This is a genomic window from Leptolyngbya sp. AN02str, assembly GCF_050565595.1.
Classification (GTDB): domain Bacteria; phylum Cyanobacteriota; class Cyanobacteriia; order Elainellales; family Elainellaceae; genus Kaiparowitsia.
Window position 1 is genome coordinate 1 of the sequence record NZ_JBNXVR010000070.1, and the last position, 19417, is coordinate 19417.

The 19417-nt window shown below is 50.2% G+C and carries 22 protein-coding genes and 31 tRNA genes; 45 read left to right on the top strand and 8 right to left on the bottom strand.

The genetic code is table 11. The features are described 5' to 3' along the window. Positions 1-301 precede the first annotated feature (301 nt). On the top strand, positions 302-907 hold the full coding sequence (locus ACQ4M4_RS27810) for a formylmethanofuran dehydrogenase subunit E family protein (protein ID WP_430687746.1): 606 nt from the start codon (positions 302-304) through the stop codon (positions 905-907). A 39-nt stretch (positions 908-946) separates the two neighbouring features. Here ACQ4M4_RS27810 and ACQ4M4_RS27815 read toward each other — a convergent pair whose 3' ends face one another. The 7 genes from ACQ4M4_RS27815 to thrS all read right to left on the bottom strand — a co-directional run bounded on the left by ACQ4M4_RS27815 (position 947) and on the right by thrS (position 5827). Continuing rightward, the gene (locus ACQ4M4_RS27815) at positions 947-1441 is read right to left on the bottom strand and encodes a glutathione peroxidase (RefSeq protein ID WP_430687747.1); all 495 of its coding nucleotides are present in this window, start codon (positions 1439-1441) and stop codon (positions 947-949) included. 146 nt (positions 1442-1587) lie between these two features. After that, the gene (locus tag ACQ4M4_RS27820) at positions 1588-1830 is read right to left on the bottom strand and encodes a hypothetical protein (RefSeq protein ID WP_430687748.1); all 243 of its coding nucleotides are present in this window, start codon (positions 1828-1830) and stop codon (positions 1588-1590) included. A gap of 60 nt (positions 1831-1890) precedes the next feature. After that, positions 1891-2100, bottom strand: coding sequence for a chlorophyll a/b-binding protein (locus tag ACQ4M4_RS27825; protein ID WP_430687749.1), 210 nt, complete (start codon positions 2098-2100; stop codon positions 1891-1893). A gap of 147 nt (positions 2101-2247) precedes the next feature. Further along, positions 2248-2811 (bottom strand): Crp/Fnr family transcriptional regulator, encoded by a 564-nt coding sequence (locus ACQ4M4_RS27830; RefSeq protein WP_430687750.1) that lies wholly within the window; start codon positions 2809-2811, stop codon positions 2248-2250. 409 nt (positions 2812-3220) lie between these two features. Then, entirely contained in the window at positions 3221-3619 is a 399-nt protein-coding gene (locus ACQ4M4_RS27835) for a DUF1636 family protein (RefSeq protein ID WP_430687751.1), read from the bottom strand. A gap of 25 nt (positions 3620-3644) precedes the next feature. Further along, the gene (locus ACQ4M4_RS27840; RefSeq protein ID WP_075601525.1) at positions 3645-3893 is read right to left on the bottom strand and encodes a hypothetical protein; all 249 of its coding nucleotides are present in this window, start codon (positions 3891-3893) and stop codon (positions 3645-3647) included. A 71-nt stretch (positions 3894-3964) separates the two neighbouring features. Next, a complete protein-coding gene (thrS, locus tag ACQ4M4_RS27845) occupies positions 3965-5827 on the bottom strand; it encodes a threonine--tRNA ligase (RefSeq protein WP_430687752.1) in 1863 nt (620 codons plus the stop codon). A 161-nt stretch (positions 5828-5988) separates the two neighbouring features. On the opposite strand from thrS, the gene ACQ4M4_RS27850 reads away from it, so the two are divergent. Further along, entirely contained in the window at positions 5989-6615 is a 627-nt protein-coding gene (locus tag ACQ4M4_RS27850; protein WP_430687753.1) for a type I restriction endonuclease, read from the top strand. Positions 6616-6917: 302 nt separating this feature from the next. Here the strand turns inward: ACQ4M4_RS27850 and ACQ4M4_RS27855 are convergent, their stop codons facing one another. Next, positions 6918-7289, bottom strand: coding sequence for a hypothetical protein (locus ACQ4M4_RS27855; protein ID WP_430687754.1), 372 nt, complete (start codon positions 7287-7289; stop codon positions 6918-6920). Between ACQ4M4_RS27855 and ACQ4M4_RS27860 the strand changes: the two genes are divergently transcribed. From ACQ4M4_RS27860 to ACQ4M4_RS28070, 43 genes are all read left to right on the top strand, one after another. Further along, entirely contained in the window at positions 7261-7560 is a 300-nt protein-coding gene (locus tag ACQ4M4_RS27860) for a transposase family protein (RefSeq protein WP_430687755.1), read from the top strand. The two genes, ACQ4M4_RS27855 and ACQ4M4_RS27860, sit on opposite strands and share 29 nt — an antisense overlap. A 451-nt stretch (positions 7561-8011) precedes the next feature. Then, positions 8012-8458, top strand: a complete 447-nt coding sequence (locus ACQ4M4_RS27865) for an HNH endonuclease (RefSeq protein ID WP_430687756.1) — start codon at positions 8012-8014, stop codon at positions 8456-8458. Between the two features lie 28 nt (positions 8459-8486). Next, on the top strand, positions 8487-8897 hold the full coding sequence (locus ACQ4M4_RS27870) for an alr0857 family protein (protein WP_430687757.1): 411 nt from the start codon (positions 8487-8489) through the stop codon (positions 8895-8897). A 397-nt stretch (positions 8898-9294) separates the two neighbouring features. Continuing rightward, positions 9295-9368, top strand: a tRNA-Asp gene (locus ACQ4M4_RS27875). 141 nt (positions 9369-9509) lie between these two features. After that, positions 9510-9583: transfer RNA gene (locus tag ACQ4M4_RS27880), tRNA-Arg, on the top strand. 148 nt (positions 9584-9731) lie between these two features. Then, positions 9732-9807: transfer RNA gene (locus tag ACQ4M4_RS27885), tRNA-Cys, on the top strand. A 5-nt stretch (positions 9808-9812) separates the two neighbouring features. Beyond that, a tRNA-Ile gene (locus tag ACQ4M4_RS27890) sits at positions 9813-9888 on the top strand. Positions 9889-9890: 2 nt separating this feature from the next. Continuing rightward, positions 9891-9961: transfer RNA gene (locus ACQ4M4_RS27895), tRNA-Trp, on the top strand. A 30-nt stretch (positions 9962-9991) separates the two neighbouring features. Beyond that, positions 9992-10056, top strand: a tRNA-Leu gene (locus ACQ4M4_RS27900). A gap of 32 nt (positions 10057-10088) precedes the next feature. After that, positions 10089-10165: transfer RNA gene (locus ACQ4M4_RS27905), tRNA-Glu, on the top strand. 10 nt (positions 10166-10175) lie between these two features. Then, positions 10176-10259: transfer RNA gene (locus ACQ4M4_RS27910), tRNA-Tyr, on the top strand. Positions 10260-10367: 108 nt separating this feature from the next. Next, positions 10368-10445 (top strand) — tRNA-Arg (locus ACQ4M4_RS27915). A gap of 5 nt (positions 10446-10450) precedes the next feature. Next, positions 10451-10533 (top strand) — tRNA-OTHER (locus tag ACQ4M4_RS27920). A gap of 107 nt (positions 10534-10640) precedes the next feature. Beyond that, a tRNA-Asn gene (locus tag ACQ4M4_RS27925) sits at positions 10641-10715 on the top strand. A gap of 5 nt (positions 10716-10720) precedes the next feature. Then, positions 10721-10797 (top strand) — tRNA-Gln (locus ACQ4M4_RS27930). A gap of 6 nt (positions 10798-10803) precedes the next feature. Then, a tRNA-Gln gene (locus ACQ4M4_RS27935) sits at positions 10804-10876 on the top strand. A 114-nt stretch (positions 10877-10990) separates the two neighbouring features. Continuing rightward, positions 10991-11068, top strand: a tRNA-Leu gene (locus tag ACQ4M4_RS27940). Positions 11069-11150: 82 nt separating this feature from the next. Then, positions 11151-11251: transfer RNA gene (locus ACQ4M4_RS27945), tRNA-Leu, on the top strand. A 5-nt stretch (positions 11252-11256) separates the two neighbouring features. Continuing rightward, a tRNA-Pro gene (locus ACQ4M4_RS27950) sits at positions 11257-11332 on the top strand. Between the two features lie 63 nt (positions 11333-11395). Further along, positions 11396-11469: transfer RNA gene (locus ACQ4M4_RS27955), tRNA-Leu, on the top strand. Positions 11470-11474: 5 nt separating this feature from the next. Further along, positions 11475-11575: transfer RNA gene (locus ACQ4M4_RS27960), tRNA-Leu, on the top strand. 1 nt (position 11576) lies between these two features. Next, positions 11577-11654: transfer RNA gene (locus ACQ4M4_RS27965), tRNA-Ile, on the top strand. A 5-nt stretch (positions 11655-11659) separates the two neighbouring features. Continuing rightward, positions 11660-11734, top strand: a tRNA-Pro gene (locus ACQ4M4_RS27970). Between the two features lie 8 nt (positions 11735-11742). Next, positions 11743-11814, top strand: a tRNA-Lys gene (locus ACQ4M4_RS27975). 31 nt (positions 11815-11845) lie between these two features. After that, positions 11846-11942, top strand: a tRNA-Lys gene (locus ACQ4M4_RS27980). Positions 11943-11945: 3 nt separating this feature from the next. Then, positions 11946-12019, top strand: a tRNA-Leu gene (locus ACQ4M4_RS27985). An 80-nt stretch (positions 12020-12099) separates the two neighbouring features. Beyond that, positions 12100-12174: transfer RNA gene (locus ACQ4M4_RS27990), tRNA-Thr, on the top strand. Between the two features lie 4 nt (positions 12175-12178). Beyond that, positions 12179-12252: transfer RNA gene (locus tag ACQ4M4_RS27995), tRNA-Gly, on the top strand. A 104-nt stretch (positions 12253-12356) separates the two neighbouring features. After that, positions 12357-12431: transfer RNA gene (locus ACQ4M4_RS28000), tRNA-Val, on the top strand. Between the two features lie 6 nt (positions 12432-12437). After that, positions 12438-12512, top strand: a tRNA-Arg gene (locus ACQ4M4_RS28005). A 3-nt stretch (positions 12513-12515) separates the two neighbouring features. After that, a tRNA-Ala gene (locus ACQ4M4_RS28010) sits at positions 12516-12613 on the top strand. A 178-nt stretch (positions 12614-12791) separates the two neighbouring features. Further along, positions 12792-12865, top strand: a tRNA-Ala gene (locus tag ACQ4M4_RS28015). Positions 12866-12867: 2 nt separating this feature from the next. After that, a tRNA-His gene (locus ACQ4M4_RS28020) sits at positions 12868-12944 on the top strand. Positions 12945-13201: 257 nt separating this feature from the next. After that, positions 13202-13402 carry a hypothetical protein gene (locus ACQ4M4_RS28025; RefSeq protein WP_430687758.1) on the top strand — a complete coding sequence of 67 codons (201 nt, stop codon included), beginning with the start codon at positions 13202-13204 and terminating at the stop codon, positions 13400-13402. 35 nt (positions 13403-13437) lie between these two features. Continuing rightward, a tRNA-Leu gene (locus ACQ4M4_RS28030) sits at positions 13438-13508 on the top strand. 96 nt (positions 13509-13604) lie between these two features. Further along, entirely contained in the window at positions 13605-14291 is a 687-nt protein-coding gene (gene nfi, locus ACQ4M4_RS28035) for a deoxyribonuclease V (RefSeq protein WP_430687759.1), read from the top strand. A 225-nt stretch (positions 14292-14516) separates the two neighbouring features. Next, positions 14517-14579: an SEC-C metal-binding domain-containing protein gene (locus ACQ4M4_RS28040; protein ID WP_430687765.1), complete on the top strand. Its 63-nt coding sequence runs from the start codon at positions 14517-14519 to the stop codon at positions 14577-14579. Positions 14580-14867: 288 nt separating this feature from the next. Further along, the gene (locus tag ACQ4M4_RS28045) at positions 14868-16337 is read left to right on the top strand and encodes a vWA domain-containing protein (RefSeq protein ID WP_430687760.1); all 1470 of its coding nucleotides are present in this window, start codon (positions 14868-14870) and stop codon (positions 16335-16337) included. 41 nt (positions 16338-16378) lie between these two features. Next, complete coding sequence (locus tag ACQ4M4_RS28050) at positions 16379-17107, top strand: hypothetical protein (RefSeq protein ID WP_430687761.1); 729 nt, start codon at positions 16379-16381, stop codon at positions 17105-17107. Positions 17108-17183: 76 nt separating this feature from the next. Then, positions 17184-17837, top strand: a complete 654-nt coding sequence (locus ACQ4M4_RS28055) for a hypothetical protein (protein WP_430687762.1) — start codon at positions 17184-17186, stop codon at positions 17835-17837. A gap of 30 nt (positions 17838-17867) precedes the next feature. Continuing rightward, positions 17868-18047, top strand: coding sequence for a hypothetical protein (locus ACQ4M4_RS28060; protein WP_430687763.1), 180 nt, complete (start codon positions 17868-17870; stop codon positions 18045-18047). A gap of 190 nt (positions 18048-18237) precedes the next feature. Further along, the gene (locus ACQ4M4_RS28065; protein WP_430687764.1) at positions 18238-18738 is read left to right on the top strand and encodes a helix-turn-helix domain-containing protein; all 501 of its coding nucleotides are present in this window, start codon (positions 18238-18240) and stop codon (positions 18736-18738) included. A gap of 30 nt (positions 18739-18768) precedes the next feature. Then, complete coding sequence (locus ACQ4M4_RS28070) at positions 18769-19290, top strand: IS630 family transposase (protein WP_430687766.1); 522 nt, start codon at positions 18769-18771, stop codon at positions 19288-19290. Positions 19291-19417 lie beyond the last annotated feature (127 nt).

The window sequence follows — 19417 nt, forward strand, 5'->3', positions numbered from 1 at the left end:
GTTCAACCGATGGCAGCGGCAGTGGCGCGATCCTCAATGCGCCCTGGCTGCTGCTTAAGTTCTAGCGAATCCCAAGATTTAACCGTCTGTCTTCTTAAAACTCGTGAAATACTTTTTCAGCACGCCCCACGTAGATTAACTCCTCGAAAGTCACGCTCGCCCCGTCGATAGTGTTCTAGAAATTCGTCTGCTCCCATGTGGAATGGTTTGACCCGATTGCCTGTAGTTTTGCACTTCGGCATAATTTAACAAACCACACCTGGTCTGACTATCCTGGTCAGGGGCATTTAAGGATTACGAAATGATTAAAGGTATCAATACTCTGAGTTGGGTCGCAATATTGTGTGGAATTCTGGGATTTAATGGAAGTCAGATCGCTACTGCTACAAATGGTGTACTCCGCGATTCCGCCCAGGACAAATTCACTTTACTAAATGACCATCAACAACTTGCGCTTCAGCCAACTCGTTCGACCGAAACACCCGATCAATGGGTAGAACTGGGGCGGCGGGTGCATGGTGGCTTTGGCTCCTACATTGCCCTGGGCATTCGCATCGGTTTGGATGCTATGCAACGATTAGATGCAGACCCCCGCACACTGGATATCACCTACTACAGTGGCGCGATCGCACCCTGTCCCTGTGTTGCAGATGGCATCATGATTGCCACCACTTCAACCCCTGGACAAAACTTGTTGCGAGTTGCTACGACTACCAGCCCAGAGGGGACTTTTGGCGTTGCTGAGGTTCGCAATCGCACCACTGAAGAAACGCTTCACTACACCATTTCGGCGACTGCCAGAGCGCAGTTAGATGACTGGAATCAGAACACCACTGGACGACAACGCTACAATGCCGTGATGAATGCGTCAGAAGAGACTTTATTTTCGGTAGAAGTCATCCCCTGATGCGCTGTTCAAATCAACGATATAGTGAGCCAGACTAGTTTATAGTAGCAATCGCACATCTTTTTCGATATCTTCTGGCTTTGCTGTTGGCGGATAGCGTTTCACCAGGTTTCCAGTGCGATCGACCAGAAATTTAGTAAAGTTCCACTTAATCGCCTCTGTACCGAAGATTCCTGGAGCCGCTTTTGTCAGATATTGATACAGCGGATGGGCATTATTACCATTGACCTCAATTTTTTGAAACAGTGGAAAGGAAACACCAAAACGAGTTTCACAAAAGGACTGGATCTGGTTTGAATTTCCTGGCTCTTGCTGCCCAAACTGATTGCAAGGAAACCCTAAAACAACCAATCCCTGATCAGCGTATTTATCATGCAACGCCTGTAACCCTTGATATTGAGGGGTAAAGCCACACTGGCTTGCTGTATTCACAATCAGTAAAACTTTATTTTTATACGTGTCGAATGAAACTGAGTTTCCCTCAATGCTGGTAGCGGAAACATCATAGATCGATGCAGGGGCTTCTACTGCCATACCGTCACATACTCCCTGAATAAAACACGCTCTAACTACTTTACAAAATTTCTGGAACCTGTTTCTCAATACAAATAGAAGTCCCAGAGGAGAGCTAACCGGGACTTCAGAGGAGACTTGAGATAAGTGCAGCGATCGCAAATCACCTACACTGCATTGTTGAATAGCACTGCCCATAGAACTCCTGCTGCACCTAAAGCCAACAGTAAGTTTGTAAAGAAGCGACCTGCCTCAGTGTTAAACCCAAGTGCTTTGTCTTCCTGACCAGCTGTGAAAAACAGCGACCATGCCTGGTTAGCACTCATTACGTCAGCCTGTGCGTTAAAGTCCGGTCTGAACACAACTGGACCGATCAGATATTTGCTGGGGAAATCGAAGTCAGTCTTCATGAGAGTTATCTCCAAAATAGATGACGTTTACTAATCCAAAACTTATCTAGAGGGAAAAGCCTACAGCCCTGCCAACCAGCCAATTACACCGTGTCCAGTCACCACTTCCAGGATCAGGGCAGACACAAAGCCAATCATTGCCAGCCGTCCATTCAGCTTTTCCGCATATTCGTTGAAGCCAAACTTTTGGGTGTCATCCACATACATCTTGGGTTCAACCGCATAAACATTGGCGCGTCCACCCTCTTCCATAACTTGTCCACGAACCATGACGCTGCTTCCTTTTGCTTAACCTTATGTAACAAATTGTAGCTTGATATAAATAAATATTACAATAATCTTGACGCGAAAAGCTTTTCGTACTAATAGAACCAGAAGGTCGGTTAACCGTAAAAAGGCTTCTGAGTACCAATACAGCTAAGAATCTCGAATCAAGAGCAACTGCTGCCCAACCCAGCTAATCCGACCTTCCCGCTCAAATTGACCAAGCAGTCGGGTCACGGTGACACGGGTAGTTCCTAGGGCATCCGCAAAATCCTGATGAGTGAGTCGGAGTTTGATCAGTTGTCCCTGCTCTGACTCATGACCAAACTTATCAGCCAGCCAATCTAATAGTTGCCAGAACCGATGATGAATCTGTCCGTTCCGAACTCGCAGTAGCTCTTGAGTTTGGTGGAGATGGGAAAATAATATTTGATTCAACTGATCGCATTCATTCAAATGCAGAACCCGCGCCTGAACATCTGTTAAACATTCCATTTCATACGGTTGAATTCTGGTCAGAGATTGCCCAATGACATCTCCTTCGCCCCAAAAGCCAAGCGCAATAACCGTACCATCATCAGTCAGGGTGTATGTCCGCACTGCGCCAGATTCAATTTGCCAAAGCTGGTTGCAATGCGAAGACAAATACTCTCGCCGTTTGAACAACCGAAGTATTAAACCCTCTGGCTTTGCCAGCATTAAATTAGAATTTACCATTGGTTTTATTAAAAGAGGTGTTAGGAAGAGAACCCATCGACACTTGCCCAACCATACTGATACTTTGGAATTGTGAGGCGTAAAGGGTACTGACCTGCATTAGATTGGGTTTGGACGATTCAATCGCACTTCTCTGGAATGATGCGACTGTTTTTGTTGACTGAGGGTCTCAGCAATCAGATTAGGCATTTCCTGCTAACAGGTTAGGCAGAACCAGTAAACCCCAGAATTGCGAATGTGGCGCAAAAGGTTGCCGTTGCAACAAGGGCAATCACTCATGGCATTCCTACTCCTAATATTGCTGCGAACGATGACAATGTTCACGGTTCACAGGTCACCAGATACGCCCTTCTATTCTTGAGAATATTCTCAATAAGTCAAGGTGAAGACAGAAAAAGTTGGAACGTTTCTATGGCTCTGAGGCTTCAGTTCTGCTCAGCAGTGGTGGAATTGTGGCTAGAATTCCCTTTTTGAGTAATTCAGGGCGTTCTTGGCGAGGAACTATGCCATCCAGACTGGTATAGTATTGCTCCGCTAATTTCAAGATGGCAGAAGCGCTTTGTAGAGGTGGCAAATCGCCAAACATCAGGGTGGTTTTGTTAGGGGCAGCAAAGGCGATCGCGCAAGCTCGATTACAGCCACTTAAACAATTCACTGCCTCAATGTTGTATTCAGCTTGTAGCTGCCATTGATGTTGCACTCGTAACAGGCTTTGCCAGAGATGATAACCACCTCGTTGCCCCATATAATCTCGCTTGGTTGAGGAGAAAGCACAGGACTTGCAGATAAATAGAGTGTGTTGGGACATTAGAGAGTGGGGAGTAGGGAGTGGTTTAGTACAGGTTGCAAATGTCTAATTCGTCAATTTCATCCACCGCCTTGTGAATTTTGTACTGTTTGACGGGTTGAGTCATGATGGCAATGACGGTTTCAATGGGAGGGCATCCGGGTTCTTTGCAAGTGAGTTGGCTGATGGAAATTGGAATGTCAGGGTTTATGTTTAAGATGCGATAAGCCCAGTTCTTAATATCTTGAACCTTCTCTGGGTTGGCTTTGGGTTTGTCTTGAGAAAATAAGTTCATGATGTCACTCCTGTTACACAAATTGTGAATTGGATGAGAGCCGTAAAATACTGTGAAACAGACGACAACTCTCAAAGAATCGCTTTTTGAGCGACTGTCGTTTCCAGCTTCTCACTTAACTCAGCGAGCGACAGCGATCCCAATTCACCCGCATGACGCGTTCGCACACTCAAAGTTTGTTGCTCGACTTCCCGCTTCCCAATCACGGCAACTACCGGAATTTTTTCCACTTCTGCGGTGCGAATTTGTTTACCCAACCGTTCACCACTGGAATCGACTTCAACCCGGTATCCCAGTTGTTTGAGTTGTTGGGCGATCGCTCTGGCATAGTCTCGTTGATCATCACTCACAGGCAACACTCGCACCTGGACTGGAGCCAGCCAGAGAGGAAAATCCCCGGCATAGTTTTCGGTGAGAATGCCAAAGAATCGCTCTAACGACCCAAAGATGGCACGGTGAATCATGATCGGACGCTGGCGCGAACCATCAGCAGCGACATATTCCATCTCAAAGCGTTCCGGCAAATTGAAATCGACCTGGATGGTGGAACATTGCCACAAACGCCCGATCGCATCTTTGATCTTGATATCAATTTTGGGACCATAAAACGCACCACCCCCTTCATCGGTGATATAGTCCCACCCTTTGGTATTCAAGGCTTCAACCAGAGCATCTGTGGCTAATTGCCAGATATCATCCGTCCCCACCGATTTGGCAGGGCGAGTGGAAAGATTTACCTCGTATTCGGTGAAACCAAAATCAGAAAGGATTGTTTCCGTGAGGTTCAGTACACCCAGGATTTCGTCCGCCACCTGTCCTTGTAAACAGAAAATGTGAGCATCATCCTGAGTAAAACCGCGCACCCGCATCAAGCCATGCAACACGCCTGATCGCTCATAGCGATAGACAGTGCCCAACTCTGCCCAACGAATCGGTAATTCTCGATAGGAATGAAGATGGCTCTGGTAAGTCAGCACATGAAACGGGCAGTTCATCGGCTTGAGCTGGTATTGCTGTGCCTCAATCTCCATCTGGTTAAACATATTCTCGCGGTAGAAATCGAAGTGACCGGAGGTTTTCCAGAGATCAAGATTGGCAATATGCGGGGTGTAGAGTAGTTCGTACCCTGCATCCAGATGCGCTTTGCGCCAATAGTCTTCAATCAAGAGCCGCATCCGCGCCCCTTTGGGATGCCAGAAGACCAGTCCCCCACCTGCATCCTCCTGGATACTAAACAGATCCAGATCTTGTCCCAATTTGCGATGGTCGCGGCGTTTCGCTTCTTCTTTTTGGGTGAGATACGCCTGTAGCTGTTCTGGGGTTTCCCAGGCTGTACCGTAAATTCGTTGTAACTGCGGTTTGGTTTCATCCCCTCGCCAATAGGCTCCCGCGACACTCTCCAGGGCAAAGGCATTAGGGTTAATTTCACCCGTGGAGTTGAGGTGAGGACCTGCACATAAATCCCACCAGCAATCCTTGCCCATCTGTTTCTGCGTCAGGGTGTCTGCCGCGATGTGAAACAAGGAAGCCTCTGCCACATCTTGCAGGGTGTCTACACAGCCAATGAAGTAGCGCGTGATCGGTTCATCGGCGGGAATGCTGTCGAGGATTTCCAGTTTGTAGGGTTCGTGGAGTTGCTCAATTTCTGCCCGAATTTGCGCTCGATCGACCACTTCTTGAATGATCGGCAAATTGGCGTTGATGATGCGCCGCATCTCGGTTTCAATCTGGGTGAGATCGTCAGGGGTGAAGGGGGTTTGACGGTCAAAGTCATAGTAGAAGCCAGTCTCTGTCCAGGGTCCGATCGTCACTTTGGTCTCTGGAAACAGCGTTTGCACTGCCATTGCTAGCACATGAGCACAAGTATGACGAATCCGCAGCAACGTTTCAGTGCGGGGTGGGTTGATATGGGGCGGAAGAACAGAACTGACCATAAGCCAATCAAGAATGATAATCATTCTCAGTTTAACACGATTAGGTGAGGGGATGGAGGAGCGATCGCCGTTTCCCAGGACTTACAACAGGAGCAACTGTTAGAATTAATCGCATCGCCTGCTCGAACCGTCCTATATTCATCAGTTCTATGTCCATTGCGATGACTGAAGCAATTACAACGATCGCTGAAGTAGAACGAAAATTTAAGCTGTCACGAACGGAAGATGAAGCTTTTTTTTTAGAATGGCAAACTCCGCTGCCAGAACTTTCTGATGCTGAACGATTGCTTCTGGAGGAAGCACGGCGGCGATATCTCTATCAGCGATCGCAAGGACAATTGTTAGAAGGGACTGTGACGTTGTTGCTGGCATCTCCCCTGCTGGCAATTGCGGGCTTTTATGATCCACCGTTTTGGGTGCGGGCAGAAGCATCGGTGCAGTTGACGCTGGATGATGGGGAAGAGGTGTTGCAAGGACGCATTGATGTGTTGGTGCTGCTGAATCAGTTTTGGGTGGTGGTTTTGGAGTCTAAGAAAACGGCGTTGTCGGTCTGGACGGCACTGCCGCAAACGCTGGCGTATTTGATGGCAAATTCTCAACCGGAGCAACCCAGTTTTGGTATGGTGACGAATGGCGATGAAATTCTGTTTGTAAAACTGGTGCAGCAAGAGCAACGGCTGTATGGGTTATCACGGGTGTTTGCCCCCTTTGCGTCTAGTCAAGAACTCCGCAATGCGCTACAAATTCTGAAGCAAATCGGTCGGGCGATCGGAGAGAGTGTAGAGTAACTTCGGATTAGGGTTGGAGGTGGTGCAAGTAGAGGAGCGATTGCGTTGTGCAGCCTTGCGAAATCAAAAAAGCTGAGCCCTACTCAAGAGTAGCGCCAGCATGAAGGGTATAGGCCCGTACCATGAAACAAAAAAATTGAAATCATGTTGAGTTCGGGGAGAATTGGTAGCTCATGCGCAATGACACCAACATGGCTTAGCGCCAAAGCAACAAGCACCTCCATTGATGTTTGAAGGAGCTTGTGCTGACGTATGTTTTAACTTTTCAAGTCAGCATTGCAGAGTTGTAGCTAGTTGCTTAACTAAGCATGCATCCAAAATCCATACTTACGGAATTTTTCAGCAGTCCACCAGACATTACCACCATAAGCGAAGTTGTTGACTCCAGCCTGGCTTTGTAAAGGTGAAACGACCGTTGCACCGCTGCGTTGAGCTTTGTGTGATGGAGTTTCAGGAACGACCGCACAAATATGACCAGATCTGTTTAAATCCTTCCTTTGCGCGCTAATAATACAGATTTGACCTTGATTGGCAGCGTCTTGAAGTTCGGTTAGCTTAAACGTTCGAGTCCACCCAAACTGCTGAGCTGAGCCAAGCCAAAGGCGGCAGGATTCATGACAAACGGCATTAGAGGAAGCCAGCTTGGTGGAATACATCCCAGATGAAATTGCCATTGCAGGAGATTTAGGGTTTCAGGGGTTACAAAACGAGTTTGACAACGTTCATTTGCCGCACAAGAAACCAAAAGGCAAGGAATTAACCCAACAACAGAAGCAGGAAAACCGAGAGTTCAGTCGTCAACGAGTGGTGTGTGAGCATGCCCATGCTGGTATCAAACGCTATCGTGTCGTAACCGATGTTTATCGCAATCGTGTGCCTGATTTCGATGACCGCTTAATGCTCAATGCAGTCGGTTTGTGGAACTTCTATCTCGATGCAGCATAACTTGGAGAGAAAGCAAAAAACCTTGTTCTTAAAACCAGCTTATTTCCCAACAAGCCTAATGTTCGGGTAGAGCAGCGGCGCTGTTTGCGTGTGAGGGGACGTATCGCTTTGGTGACGGTAAATCCGTCAGCGAAGGCATGGATAGCACAATTCCTTCGGAACGCTTCGCGAACGCCGGACGACTCAATCCGGATCAACTCACTAGCAGCGGGAGGTGCAGGACCATCCTGACACCGACATAGGGAAAGCCATATCCACTTCCCTAACCCCCGCTCCTGGTGTTCAGAGGCAGGGGGTGTTTTTTTGAGGAGTACACTCATGCAAACTCAGCAGCGACAGAAAATTCCCATACTCCAGAACCAGGTGGTGGTGTTTGTTCTCTAAGAACTACTTGCCCCTGGCGCGGATCAACCTTAAGCGGGCGTTGGCGAAGCCTCTCGGAACGAGAATCGTGCTTCTGGTTACCGGACAGGCCGAGACTCTGGAGTTCAGTAGCACCCAGCACTGGGAAGTCCGCTCTCCCAGTGTCGTACTACAGATTCCCGACCACATTCGGTTAACCAGTGGTAATCCAGAGCGGCACTGGAAACTTCCTCCCGTCAATCGGCGGGAAGTTTTTCGCCGCGACAACCACACCTGTCAGTACTGTGGCAGCACCAAGCACCTGACGCTGGATCACGTGATTCCCCGCTCGAAGGGCGGAACCCATACCTGGGACAACGTGGTAGCAGCCTGCGAGAAGTGCAATTCCAGTAAGGGCGATCGCCTCCTGCATGAAACCGGGATGGTACTCCAAACCAAACCCAAAGCACCGATGCATCCTGCGTTAGCGAAGCTCTCTGAAGGAATCGCCTTTGCCGAGCAGTTTTGGAAAGAACAGCAACCTGTTGACACCTGACCTCAAGCCTGGAAAGGAGGCATGACCGATGTTGAAGCTGAATTACACCGACGTTGGGCTGTACATGGAGCAAACCATGACTCACCCCGAACTATTGATTGCCCAGCGAGTCCTCCTGGCCATGCGGTTAGGGCAAATGCTCCATGTTGAACCCGGTCGTGCTTCCTTTCTGTTACCTGCGGATTTACCTGAACTTGAAGAGTTGGAAGCGGCATTGCAACGGGAGTACAACCCCAACTCAACGATCTTATTGGTTGATGATGCTTCGGTAGAAGTCAACCTGAGTGGTTGCTGGATGGCTGAAAGCAAAGAAGCTCAGGAGGGGATGTTTTTGGCTTTGATGAGCGATTCTCTTTCAGAGACACTTCGTGAACGAATTGAGCGTTTCATTTACAAGCTGTGGCAGATGAGCGAAGTCCACATTTCCTCTCCAGCCTAAGGGTCAAGTTCATCGGGAGAGAGCGATACAAGGATTTTCTGATAGTCGTTCTCTCCCATCTCAAAAAAAAGTTGTAGCACCCTCTTGACACCTTGTAGTATGTTGTATTATGTTTGTAATACGAGATGAGACACAGAGGAGCGAATCCAATGAACACTCACTCCCTTACGAAAAACAATGGTTTCTTGAAGCTCTTAGAGTTCTTAACCACTCATATTTCTGGCATTTCCATGCCACTTCAAGACGACTTATTCAATCAGGGACATTCATCTTTCACTCAGTTCGCGCAAGCACTCCGCCAACTTCAGAAAACCTATTCTCTGGAACGGTGTTGCTTTCTCTAATTCCGGCTGATTCATCAGCAAACTTGAACCTTGAAAATTGAATCGCCACCTTTGGGGGTGTAGCTTAGTGGCTCAAAGCAGTCGCCTGTCGAGCGAAAGATCGTGGGTTCAAATCCCATCATCCCCGTAAAGCTTTCAATTAGTTGTTGTTTAGTGCGAAGCACTAAACAACAACTGAAAAAGCCGTACAGCCTTGTGGACGAATAGAAAAGTCGTTCTGGTTCTCAGCCAGAAAGAAGCGGGTGCAACTCCCGTCAAGGCTCCCAATGAGGGTGTAACTCAGATGGACAGAGTGCTTGCTTCCGAGGCAAGTGGTCACAGGTTCAAATCCTGTCATCCTCGTTGCTGTGCCCTGATGTCAGAAGCCTACATACAGTAGAACGATCGTTTGAAACACGATAGGTTGCTGGTGCAATTCCAGTCCTCGCCTCCAACCCTGGCGAGGTAGTTCAATCCAAAACAGCTTCTTCAACTTGCACAGCAAATTTATCTCCAGGTCGCCAAGTGGGAAGGCGTTGGTCTGCAAAACCGACTATTCGTGGGTTCGACTCCCACCCTGGAGTCCAATCATTGCAGTGTCACCTAACGGCTAAGGTACTCGGCTCATAACCGAGGATATGTGGGTTCGACTCCCACCACTGCGACCAATGCACAGATGGTGTAACGGCAACATCACGGTCTCCAAAACCGTTGTTCGAGGTTCAAACCCTCGTCTGTGCGTTGTCGTGCCCTAATCGAAGAAGCTTACATACTCGCCTAATGGTAAGGCAACTGTCTCAAGAACAGTCAACTACAGGTTCAAATCCTGTGTGTGAACAACAGCTTTTTCAACTTGCACGGCATACATGGTGCAGAAGCGAAGTGGTCGAGCGGCACGTCTTTCAAGCGTGTGATTAACGGGTTCAAGTCCCGTCTGCACTGCCAAATTCAACATAGGTCGGCTCGCCTATTGGTGTGGGCAACGGTCTGTAAAACCGCCGCAATCGCGTTGCTGGTTCAATTCCAGCCTGACCTACCAACGGTTTGATTAACAACATTATGGAGAGTAAATCGATCAGGCGATCGGCACTGTTTGCTAAACAGATGGATGAACAATTGTGGTTCGAGTCCACTGCTCTCCGCCTTTGAGAACGTGGTGTAACTGGATAAACACATCGGTCTACGAAACCGAAGAGTGAAGGTTCAACTCCTTCCGTTCTCGCCAATCATGGAGGGCACCGCTGAATGGTCGGCAACTGGTCTTGAAAACCAGGGTAGTCCTTGGGCTAGGGGTTCGATTCCTCTGCTCTCCGCTTGTGGGAAGTTGGTGAAGCTGGTGCTCACGTGCCGCTGAAGACGGCGAGAAGGCAGTTCGTTCGCGAAGCGTCTCCTTCGGAGAATCCTGTCACTTCCCACTCATTGCCCCATAGCTCAATGGCGGAGCGGGCGGCTGTTAACCGCACGGTTGCAAGTTCGACTCTTGCTGGGGCAGCCATTCATTGCCGAGTGGACAACATGGAAAGTCGCTGTGACTCTGAATCACGGAGATGCTGGTTCGACCCCAGCCTCGGCATCCAATCCAATGCCCTGTGGTGTAACTGGCAACATCCCGCTCTTTGAAAGCGAAGATTCCAGGTTCAAACCCTGGCGGGGCAGTTGGGAGGTCAACAGTCGCCTGGGTCAATCCCCTGTATTCCTCCCATTTCTCAAGGATAAGGATTTATTTTTCGTGCGCTTCGCGCACGAAAAATAAATTTCTCAAACACACTCACTCCTGTAGCCCAATCGGAAGAGGCGGCTGTCTCAAAACCAGTCAACGTGCGGGTTCGACTCCCGCCAGGAGTACCAAACTAATTCGGAATTGTGAATTCGTAATTCAGAATTAAAACACCAATTACAAATTACGAATTACGAACTACGAATTATTCATGCTGCTGTAGCCCAATCGGAAGAGGTGCTGGTCTTAGAAACCAGAGGTTGTGGGTTTCTCCGAAGGAGACGCTGTGCGAACGACTCCCACCAGCAGTACCAAGTATCGGGATGTAATTCAGTGGTCAGAAGCCTTGGTTTGGGACCAAGGAGTCGTGGGTTCAAATCCTACCATCCCGACCATTTGCCCTTATCTGTGTGTTGAGTGAAAGCGTCGCTTTCACTCAACACAATCAAAACCCATTTGCCCTTGTGACGGAACTGGCAGACGTGCTGGCTTCAGAGACCAGATTTTGTGGGTTCAAATCCCACCGAGGGTACTGATGCTCCTGTGGCGGAAGGGAAGACGCTCTAGACCGAGGATCTAGATTTTGTGGGTTTCTCCTAACGGAGACGCTTCGCGAACGATTCCCACCGGGAGTACCAAGCACCGAAGGCGGAAGTGGTGGACGCGCACGCCCGATAAGCGTGTTATTAGCAGGTTCGACTCCTGCTCGGTGTACCAAATATCTGAGTGTGGTGCAGTGGGAGCACGCCAGTTCGGGGAACTGGAGGTCGTAGGTTCAATCCCTACCACTCAGACCATTTCATTTGGGTCGTTGGCAGAGCGGATATGCAGCCGCCTTTTAAGCGGACTTATCCAGGTTCAACCCCTGGGCGACCCATGTTCAACTTTAAGTTGAGCAATTCATAAATGGGCTATTAGCTAAGTGGTAAAGCCGCCGCCTCTTAAGCGGAAGAGCGTAGGTACCCTTCGGGAACGCTTCGCGAACAAATCCTACATAGCCCACCAAATGCCCCTGTGATGCAACGGGTAGACATCGCTTGCTTAAACCAAGTGTGTTGCAGGTTCGATTCCTGTCAGGGGTATGCGGAGATGGAGCAACAGTGGCTCGGAAGGTTCATACCCTTCAAATCAGTGAGTGCAATTCTCACCTCCGTCACCCAATGCTGGTGTGGCTCAACGGTAGAGCAACTGTCTTGTAAACAGTTGGTTGCAGGTTCAACTCCTGTCGCCAGCCCCAGAATGTGGACATGGTGTAGCGGTAGCATGTGAGGCTTCCAACCTCTTGGTGTGGGTTCGAGTCCCACTGTCCATACCAAACGCGATCGTGATGTAGCGGCGAGCATCTGAGTGCGCCACACTCAGCGCATGGGTTCGAGTCCCATCGATCGCTTGAGCGTGCCCAAAGGCAATGGCTCTTATAGTCCTGTAGCTCAATGGTGGAGCAAGTTCCTTACAAGAACCAGGTTGCGGGTTCAAATCCTGCCAGGACTACCAAATTGTGGGAGTGTCGCCTAATGGAAGGGCATCGATCTTCTAAATCGATTTGTGTAGGTTCGATCCCTACCACTCCTGCCATATGGATCTGTAGCTTAACTGGGAAAGCGTCTGCCTTGCAAGCAGGAAGATGTCGGTACCGCTTCGCGGAAGCAAGCTACAAATCCGACCAGAATCCACCAATCCTGGGTCTGTAGCTCTAGTGGCAGAGCGCCTAAACCACCTTGTACCCTAACAGGCAAAGCTTACATACTAACTTCCTGTTAAGAAGCAAAAAAACAGCTTTGTGAACTTGTACGAGGGATGAGTGTAATTCTCATCGGGAGGCGATCGGTTCGATTCCGATCAGATCCACCAAATGGGACCATAGCTCAACTGGCTAGAGCGCCTGTCTTGCAAACAGGAGGTTAGGGGTTCAAGTCCCCTTGGCTCCACTGTGACTGAACCCGAAGTGGTGGAGGGGCTGGTCTGTGACACCAGTGTTAGCGAGTTCGACTCTCGTCAGTCACCCCAAATGGAAACTACGATCGATGGGCGATAACCTGTCTCGAAAACAGGGGTGCAGTTCATGCTGTAGAGGTTTCTCCATTCGGAGACGCTACGCGAACGATTCCTCCAGTTTCCGCTCTTTGGAAGGTGCGGCTGTGTGGACGGCAACTGGTTTGGAAGACCAGAGGATAGTGTAACGCTATCGAGGTTTCTCCTAACGGAGACGCTACGCGAACGACTCCTCCTTCCGTTGTTTTATCGATTACCAAGAGGTGATAGCAATGGTACATATTCGATTTGAGGGGCGATCGCTCGACCTAAACGAAACTCAACTGGGAATCACAAGAGGTATGAGTGATGTCGCTGTAAAAGAACAAGTTTCCAGACACCTGGATGTCAACACCACTCGGCTCTCTGCTTATGTGGTCGATCGCCGTCCAAGTGGTGACTTGATCATTCGTCCTGAAGCCGTTTACGGATAAATCTCTCCACTTCGTGCCCTAACTCAAAAAGCTTACATACTCGCTGAATGGATAAGGCACTTGACTTAGAATCAAGCTACTACAGGTTCAAATCCTGTGTATGACACACCGCTTTTTCGACTTGCATGAAGTGATTTTTGCAGTCCCTAATTCGATCGCATCTTTCCGAGCATAATCTTAGGTTTCATTAGAGGTTCTCCTCATGCATCACCCACTGTTAACCTTAACCCGGACAGCTACTCCAGAGGCAGCGATCGCTCTTCAGCAGAAGTTACGGTCACGAGTGGTGATGGAGGATGACTTTGGTGCAGTGCAAACCGTTGCCGGAGTCGATGTGGGATTTGAAGAGGATGACCGTGTTGCTTGTGCTGCGATCGCCGTCCTTCGATTTCCTGACCTGACGCTTCAAGAATCCGTAATGATTCGCCATCCTACGACCTTTCCCTATGTTCCAGGCTTACTGGCATTCCGGGAAGTTCCAGTGGTGATGGAGGCGTTGGCAGAATTGAAGACGAAACCGGATCTGCTGCTCTGTGATGGTAATGGTTATATTCACCCACGTCGCTGTGGCTTTGCCTGTCATCTTGGTATTGTCAGTGGTCTACCATCGATCGGTGTGGCAAAAACACCTTACCTGGGAGAACATGAACCATTAGCGGAGCATCGAGGTGCATGGCAACCAATCCGAGATGACGAGGAAGTGATTGGCGCGATCGTTCGCACACAGCCGAATATCAAGCCTGTTTACGTCTCCGTTGGACATCGGATTAGTTTGAAGAGTGCGATCGATTTTGTTCTACAGTGTGCGCCCAAATATCGTCTTCCTGAAACCACTCGTCAGGCAGACCAACTCTCAAAAGGGCATACAAAACCAGTCTCTGCAATCTGAGAAAGAGATTAGTGCTGTCAATAAAAATATCAAAACTGGAGGTGAGGATCATGAAGCGAAATAATTCTCATAACACCAATCTAAATAACGATTTGGAAGACCTCAACGACCTGCAAACGTTCTGCTTTTGAACCCTCTAGCAAACGTCGTCGAGGATATCCATCAGAGACCGCTGTCAAACGAGGACATCGCATCGTTCACGGGGATAAAGAACTGCAAGAAAAGTTGGGTAACAACGATTTGTGTCCTTGCGGTTCTGGACGTTCCTTTCAAGCGATGTTGTCGTAATAGTGGCAGATATGACGGTAGTTTACGCGACCACTACTTTTAGGCAATAGCCTCATCCATTTTCACTTTTACTGGCAGTTGTTGCCGTGCCCCGATCGCAGAAGCTTACATACTCTCCACCAAACAACGGTGTGTATCTGGAGGGATACGCTGCAAGCCTGAGACCGATAGCAGGCAAAACTGGAGGGATCACACTCTTCAGCCAAGCTTCTGTCACTTGCGCGGTGACTCTTCACCGTTGCGTGCAACATCTGCCTCCTCATCCATTCACAACCAGAGGAGGTTCTCATGAACAACACCGAACGCGATTTGCGCCTGGAAATGCTCAACAGCTTGCTGACTACACCTCACCGCAAGCTAGAGCAAGTGGCAGAAATCCACCAATTGATCGTTGAACTTGACCCCATCTTTTACGGACACCTGGCAGTTTGGTATCAGCGTAATGGTGAGGTGCGTGACCACAAGGAAGTGTTTGTCGCTCATTTGCTGACCAGCGATTTGACCGAACACCGCGATGCTGGCTTCGTCATGCTGCAAGAGTTTCCACCTTACCAGGTAGCTCGTGTGGTGGACTTCATGAAGCAGCACCGCAACAAGCTACCCCGTTCCGCTCGAACTGCCGTGCAGCGGTATCTAAAGGTGCGGGAAAGCAACCCTGTCTTGTTCGATCGCGCCGCTCTGCGGGGACGCAAGGCAATGAAGCACCTGTATGCCTCGTTGCATATCAAGCCTGATGAGCGGGCAAATGCAATTCTGTTCCGTGACCAGCCTCCCGTGGGTTCTCTAGCAGAGGTGCTAAAGCAGCTTGCAAAGGCTGAAAGTACGGCAGAACAGGCACGGCTGATTGTCGAGTTTAAGTTGCCCTATGCGATCGCCATCGGTGCCATTAAGCAACTGACTCCGACTATTCTGGTGGCGTTAATCAACAGCATGACTCCCCAGGAAGTGATCAACAACCTCAAGTCGCTCAAGGCAAGAGGAGCAATGGATCACCCAGAGGTGAAGGCGTTAATCGATGGCAAGCTAGACGAGGCATCCAAGAGTGCGCGAGTTGCGGCATTCAAAGCACAAGTTGCAGCCGATGTAGCGGATCTCGATGACGATACCCTGGCTCGCTTAGAGAAGGTAACGAATGAGCAAGTGAAGCGGCGCGGTGTCATTGCCCGTCCGACTGCGTTGCTCGTGGACAAGTCGGGTTCGATGGAGAATGCGATCGAGCTTGGGAAGCGACTCGCTGCCCTGATCTCTGGTATTACCCTGGCCGACCTGTTTGTCTACGCCTTCGACAACATTCCCTATCCTGTAACGGCACAGGGCAAGGAGTTGACCGACTGGGAGCGGGCATTCCAGCATATTAAGGCAGACGGTGGTACGAGCATTGGTGCGCCTTTGGAAGCGATGCGGAAGAAGCGGCAAGTCGTTGACCAGATTATTGTCGTGACGGACGAGGGTGAGAATGCGGCTCCCTACTTCGGTGAGGTTTACAAGACCTACTGTCGGGAGTTGGCGGTCATGCCCAATGTGGTGATTGTTCGTGTGGGTGGTTACTGCAACTGGCTAGAGAGCCAACTGAAAGGACAGCAAGCACCTGTAGAAACGTTTACCTTTGCGGGAGACTACTACAGCTTGCCCAACCTCGTACCTCTGTTAACCCGTCCTTCTCGTCTAGACCTGCTGATGGAGATTCTAGACACACCGCTGCCCGTGCGGACGGATAAGTGGGAAGCTGGGACTATCACCTCTCTTTGGGGTGGGTAGTCCCCTTCCAACCAAGACTATTGGTGAGGAGGTGAAGACCCATGCCACAAATCTTTGAAGTTGGTGGTAAAGTTCGTGACGAACTGCTGGGCATCCAGAGCAAGGATGCAGATTTCTCGTTTGTGCTCACACCCGCAGAGGCTCAGGACAGGCCGATCCATGCAGCATTCCAGTTCATGAAGAACTGGATGCTAGAGGCAGGGTTCAGAATCTTTCTGGAAACAGAGGATTGCTTGACAATTCGTGCCAAGTTCCCACCGCCTCACCAGGCATTAGTGGCTGACTTTGTGCTGGCACGGCGGGAGTTGGAGTACTTACCGGGAACTCGAAAGCTGATCGTCGTTCCGGGAACCCTAGAGGATGATTTGCAGCGTCGGGACTTTACGGTGAATGCTCTGGCAAAGTCTGAAGTGGGAGAACTCATTGACCTGTTCAATGGGAGGGCAGACTTAGAGGCAAAAGTGCTGAGAACTCCGTTGCCGCCAATGGTAACGCTTGCAGATGATCCACTTCGGGCACTACGAGCCGTGCGCTTTGCCGTCAAGCTGGACTTTCGCTTAGCTCCGGATCTGGAGGAAGCCTTGCACAACCCAGAACTCCCTGATCTGATGGCAACGGTGAGTACCGATCGCGTTCGAGAAGAGTTAGCCAAAGCCATGAAGGTCAACACCTGGGACATGCTCAAATTGCTGAATCGTCTTCCTGAACCGCTAGTGAAGAACTGGCTAGAGCGACCGGGGATGTGGCTGATGCCCACCACCCGGCACTAAACCCGTAGGGCAGGAAATGCTTGCCCTATATTCTCCTAAAATTCCAAATCTCGCTCAACTACAGGAGGTGACTGCCATGAGCGACATGAAGAAAGCGTATGAAGTGGCGGCGATCGCCGTTCGTCAACGCCTCACTAAGCAGCGCCCTGAAGACCTGCAAGTGTTGAATAAGCTGCGAAAGCAGGATGTCGCCGTATATGCAGGCAGTTTCGATCGCGTCGAAGATATTCTGGCGTGTTTAAATGTCCCCTGCACCATGAACCCAGATGCATCAAAACTGGATGCTCAAATCATCTTTGTCAACTGCTCTAGTAGTTACGACAAAGCCCTGATTGAACACCTCAGCCAACGGGTGAATGAAGGCAAGTGGCTAGTCAGTTCTGCCTGGGCACTGGGGCGGTTCATCGAACCTGCTTTTCCCGGCATGGTCAAGTTTACCGGACGGGCAACCGGGGATGAAGTGATTTCTGTAGAGCCAAGCTTAAATAGCCTGTGGTCTGACGTAGTGGTACTGGGAACTGACCCGCAGTGGTGGTTGGAGGGCAGCAGCCACCCGATCGCCATTCTCAATCCCGATAAGGTGGCGATCGAAGCGGCAAGCCATGACCTGCTATCGCGACACAGTGCGCCTGTGGTTGCTGTTAGTTTTGATTGGGGCAAAGGGCACGTCTTCCATGTCATCAGTCACTTCTGGTGCAAGCGTAGCCGCACACCCACTCAACGGCATTAGGGTCCCTGTACCGACTTCCTGAAAGCAGGTATGAAGTTGAGCGATGACAGCATCGACAAGGTGTTGGCGATCGCCCAAATCAAGGCAGACACCCTCAACTTTGCTCAACTGCAAAGTGCCGTCACTTCGACCGAATTGATTGCCCAACTGTGTATCCGATCTGCCCGTGCGGTTCCTGTCAAGTCGAGATCAGGAATTTTTGCCCAGTAAGCGGTAGCATTCAATGATCTCCTGCGTACCCTAACCTGTAGAGCCTACATACGAGTACGAGAGGAAACGTGCCACTGCTTGCAGTGGGCGCTTGTGAACGGGGGAGTGCAAAGAACCTGGAAGGTGGGCTAATATCAATTCTTTAAAGATCTGCTATGGATAGAGGGAGTCGTTATGGCCTGCCTCTGCTATGTCTGGTGTCCTCAAGATTGATATCACGGAATCGGCAGAAGCCCTCAAAGCGGTGCTGAACCAACAACATCGAGCCTCTGAGCGCAGTCAAGTGCAGGTGCTGTGGTGGCTGAAGACCGGACAGGCCACGAGTGTCGAGCAGTTGGCTGAAATGAGCGGGTACCACCGCACAACGATATCTCGTTGGCTGAGCCAGTACCGTCAGCATGGACTGGCCGCGCTGCTGAGCGTGCCCCCTCGCAGTGGCCGTCCGCGAGCGATTACGGGTGAAGTGCTGACGGCATTGGAACGGGAACTGCAATTTAAGAGCTATGGGGAGGTGCAGCAGTGGCTCGCCGCTGTGTATGGCCAACAGGTGCCGTACAAAACGGTGCATCAGACGGTGCGCTATCGGCTCAAAGCCAAGCTCAAAGTGCCCGGTCCGGTGTCTGAGAAACAGGTCCCTGGGGCGGTGGAGTCCTTTGAGCAAACCTGGGAGCGCAGTTGTGTCAAGCGCTAACGCCGGAGTTGCGGCAGCTACGAGGGGCGGATTCGCTACTGGTGCAGTGATGAGAGTCGGATTGGGCTGCTGACAGTGCAGCACCGGAAGTTGACCGGCTTTGGGGTACAACCGACTGGTACGGTGCAGTGGCAGTTTGTGCACCGGTGGCTGTACGGTCTGGTGGAACCGCTGAGTGGCACCTCGTGGCTAATGGAGTTCTCTCACCTGGACAGTGCCTGCTTTGAAGCGTGTTTGCACCGCTTTGCAGCACAGTTTCCCGATGAGTTGCATCTGATTCAGGTGGATAATGCACCGGCTCACACCGCTGAAGGCATGACGATACCCGATAACGTGATCTTGGTGTTTCAGCCGCCCTACTGTCCCGAACTCAATCCAGTTGAGCGAGTGTGGCGGGAGTTCAAATGCGAGTTCGCCTGGGCTCGCTTTGACGACCTCGGTGAACTCCAGCACGCAATTAGCCGATGGGTTCATTCTCTCTGCCCGCACCAGATGCGATCGCTCACCCAGTGGGATTGGATTGTGGATGCTTTATGTGTAGCTGGTATTTAGAGAATTGATATAAACGTTGCACAGAACCACCCACTTTGCCCAAATTCTCAACCAAGTGATACCAGCAGGACTTACGCAAGTCCACTAAATCTGGTGTGTTGTGGTGTGGGTGGGGTGCGAAGCACCC

What these genes read in the sequence shown, in the direction of transcription:
- ACQ4M4_RS27810 (WP_430687746.1), top strand. Translation starts at nt 302, where the DNA reads ATGATTAAAGGTATCAATACTCTGAGTTGGGTCGCAATATTGTGTGGA.
- ACQ4M4_RS27815 (WP_430687747.1), bottom strand. Translation starts at nt 1,441, where the DNA reads ATGGCAGTAGAAGCCCCTGCATCGATCTATGATGTTTCCGCTACCAGC.
- ACQ4M4_RS27820 (WP_430687748.1), bottom strand. Translation starts at nt 1,830, where the DNA reads ATGAAGACTGACTTCGATTTCCCCAGCAAATATCTGATCGGTCCAGTT.
- ACQ4M4_RS27825 (WP_430687749.1), bottom strand. Translation starts at nt 2,100, where the DNA reads ATGGTTCGTGGACAAGTTATGGAAGAGGGTGGACGCGCCAATGTTTAT.
- ACQ4M4_RS27830 (WP_430687750.1), bottom strand. Translation starts at nt 2,811, where the DNA reads ATGGTAAATTCTAATTTAATGCTGGCAAAGCCAGAGGGTTTAATACTT.
- ACQ4M4_RS27835 (WP_430687751.1), bottom strand. Translation starts at nt 3,619, where the DNA reads ATGTCCCAACACACTCTATTTATCTGCAAGTCCTGTGCTTTCTCCTCA.
- ACQ4M4_RS27840 (WP_075601525.1), bottom strand. Translation starts at nt 3,893, where the DNA reads ATGAACTTATTTTCTCAAGACAAACCCAAAGCCAACCCAGAGAAGGTT.
- thrS (WP_430687752.1), bottom strand. Translation starts at nt 5,827, where the DNA reads ATGGTCAGTTCTGTTCTTCCGCCCCATATCAACCCACCCCGCACTGAA.
- ACQ4M4_RS27850 (WP_430687753.1), top strand. Translation starts at nt 5,989, where the DNA reads ATGACTGAAGCAATTACAACGATCGCTGAAGTAGAACGAAAATTTAAG.
- ACQ4M4_RS27855 (WP_430687754.1), bottom strand. Translation starts at nt 7,289, where the DNA reads ATGGCAATTTCATCTGGGATGTATTCCACCAAGCTGGCTTCCTCTAAT.
- ACQ4M4_RS27870 (WP_430687757.1), top strand. Translation starts at nt 8,487, where the DNA reads ATGTTGAAGCTGAATTACACCGACGTTGGGCTGTACATGGAGCAAACC.
- ACQ4M4_RS28025 (WP_430687758.1), top strand. Translation starts at nt 13,202, where the DNA reads ATGGTACATATTCGATTTGAGGGGCGATCGCTCGACCTAAACGAAACT.
- nfi (WP_430687759.1), top strand. Translation starts at nt 13,605, where the DNA reads ATGCATCACCCACTGTTAACCTTAACCCGGACAGCTACTCCAGAGGCA.
- ACQ4M4_RS28045 (WP_430687760.1), top strand. Translation starts at nt 14,868, where the DNA reads ATGAACAACACCGAACGCGATTTGCGCCTGGAAATGCTCAACAGCTTG.
- ACQ4M4_RS28050 (WP_430687761.1), top strand. Translation starts at nt 16,379, where the DNA reads ATGCCACAAATCTTTGAAGTTGGTGGTAAAGTTCGTGACGAACTGCTG.
- ACQ4M4_RS28055 (WP_430687762.1), top strand. Translation starts at nt 17,184, where the DNA reads ATGAGCGACATGAAGAAAGCGTATGAAGTGGCGGCGATCGCCGTTCGT.
- ACQ4M4_RS28060 (WP_430687763.1), top strand. Translation starts at nt 17,868, where the DNA reads ATGAAGTTGAGCGATGACAGCATCGACAAGGTGTTGGCGATCGCCCAA.
- ACQ4M4_RS28065 (WP_430687764.1), top strand. Translation starts at nt 18,238, where the DNA reads ATGTCTGGTGTCCTCAAGATTGATATCACGGAATCGGCAGAAGCCCTC.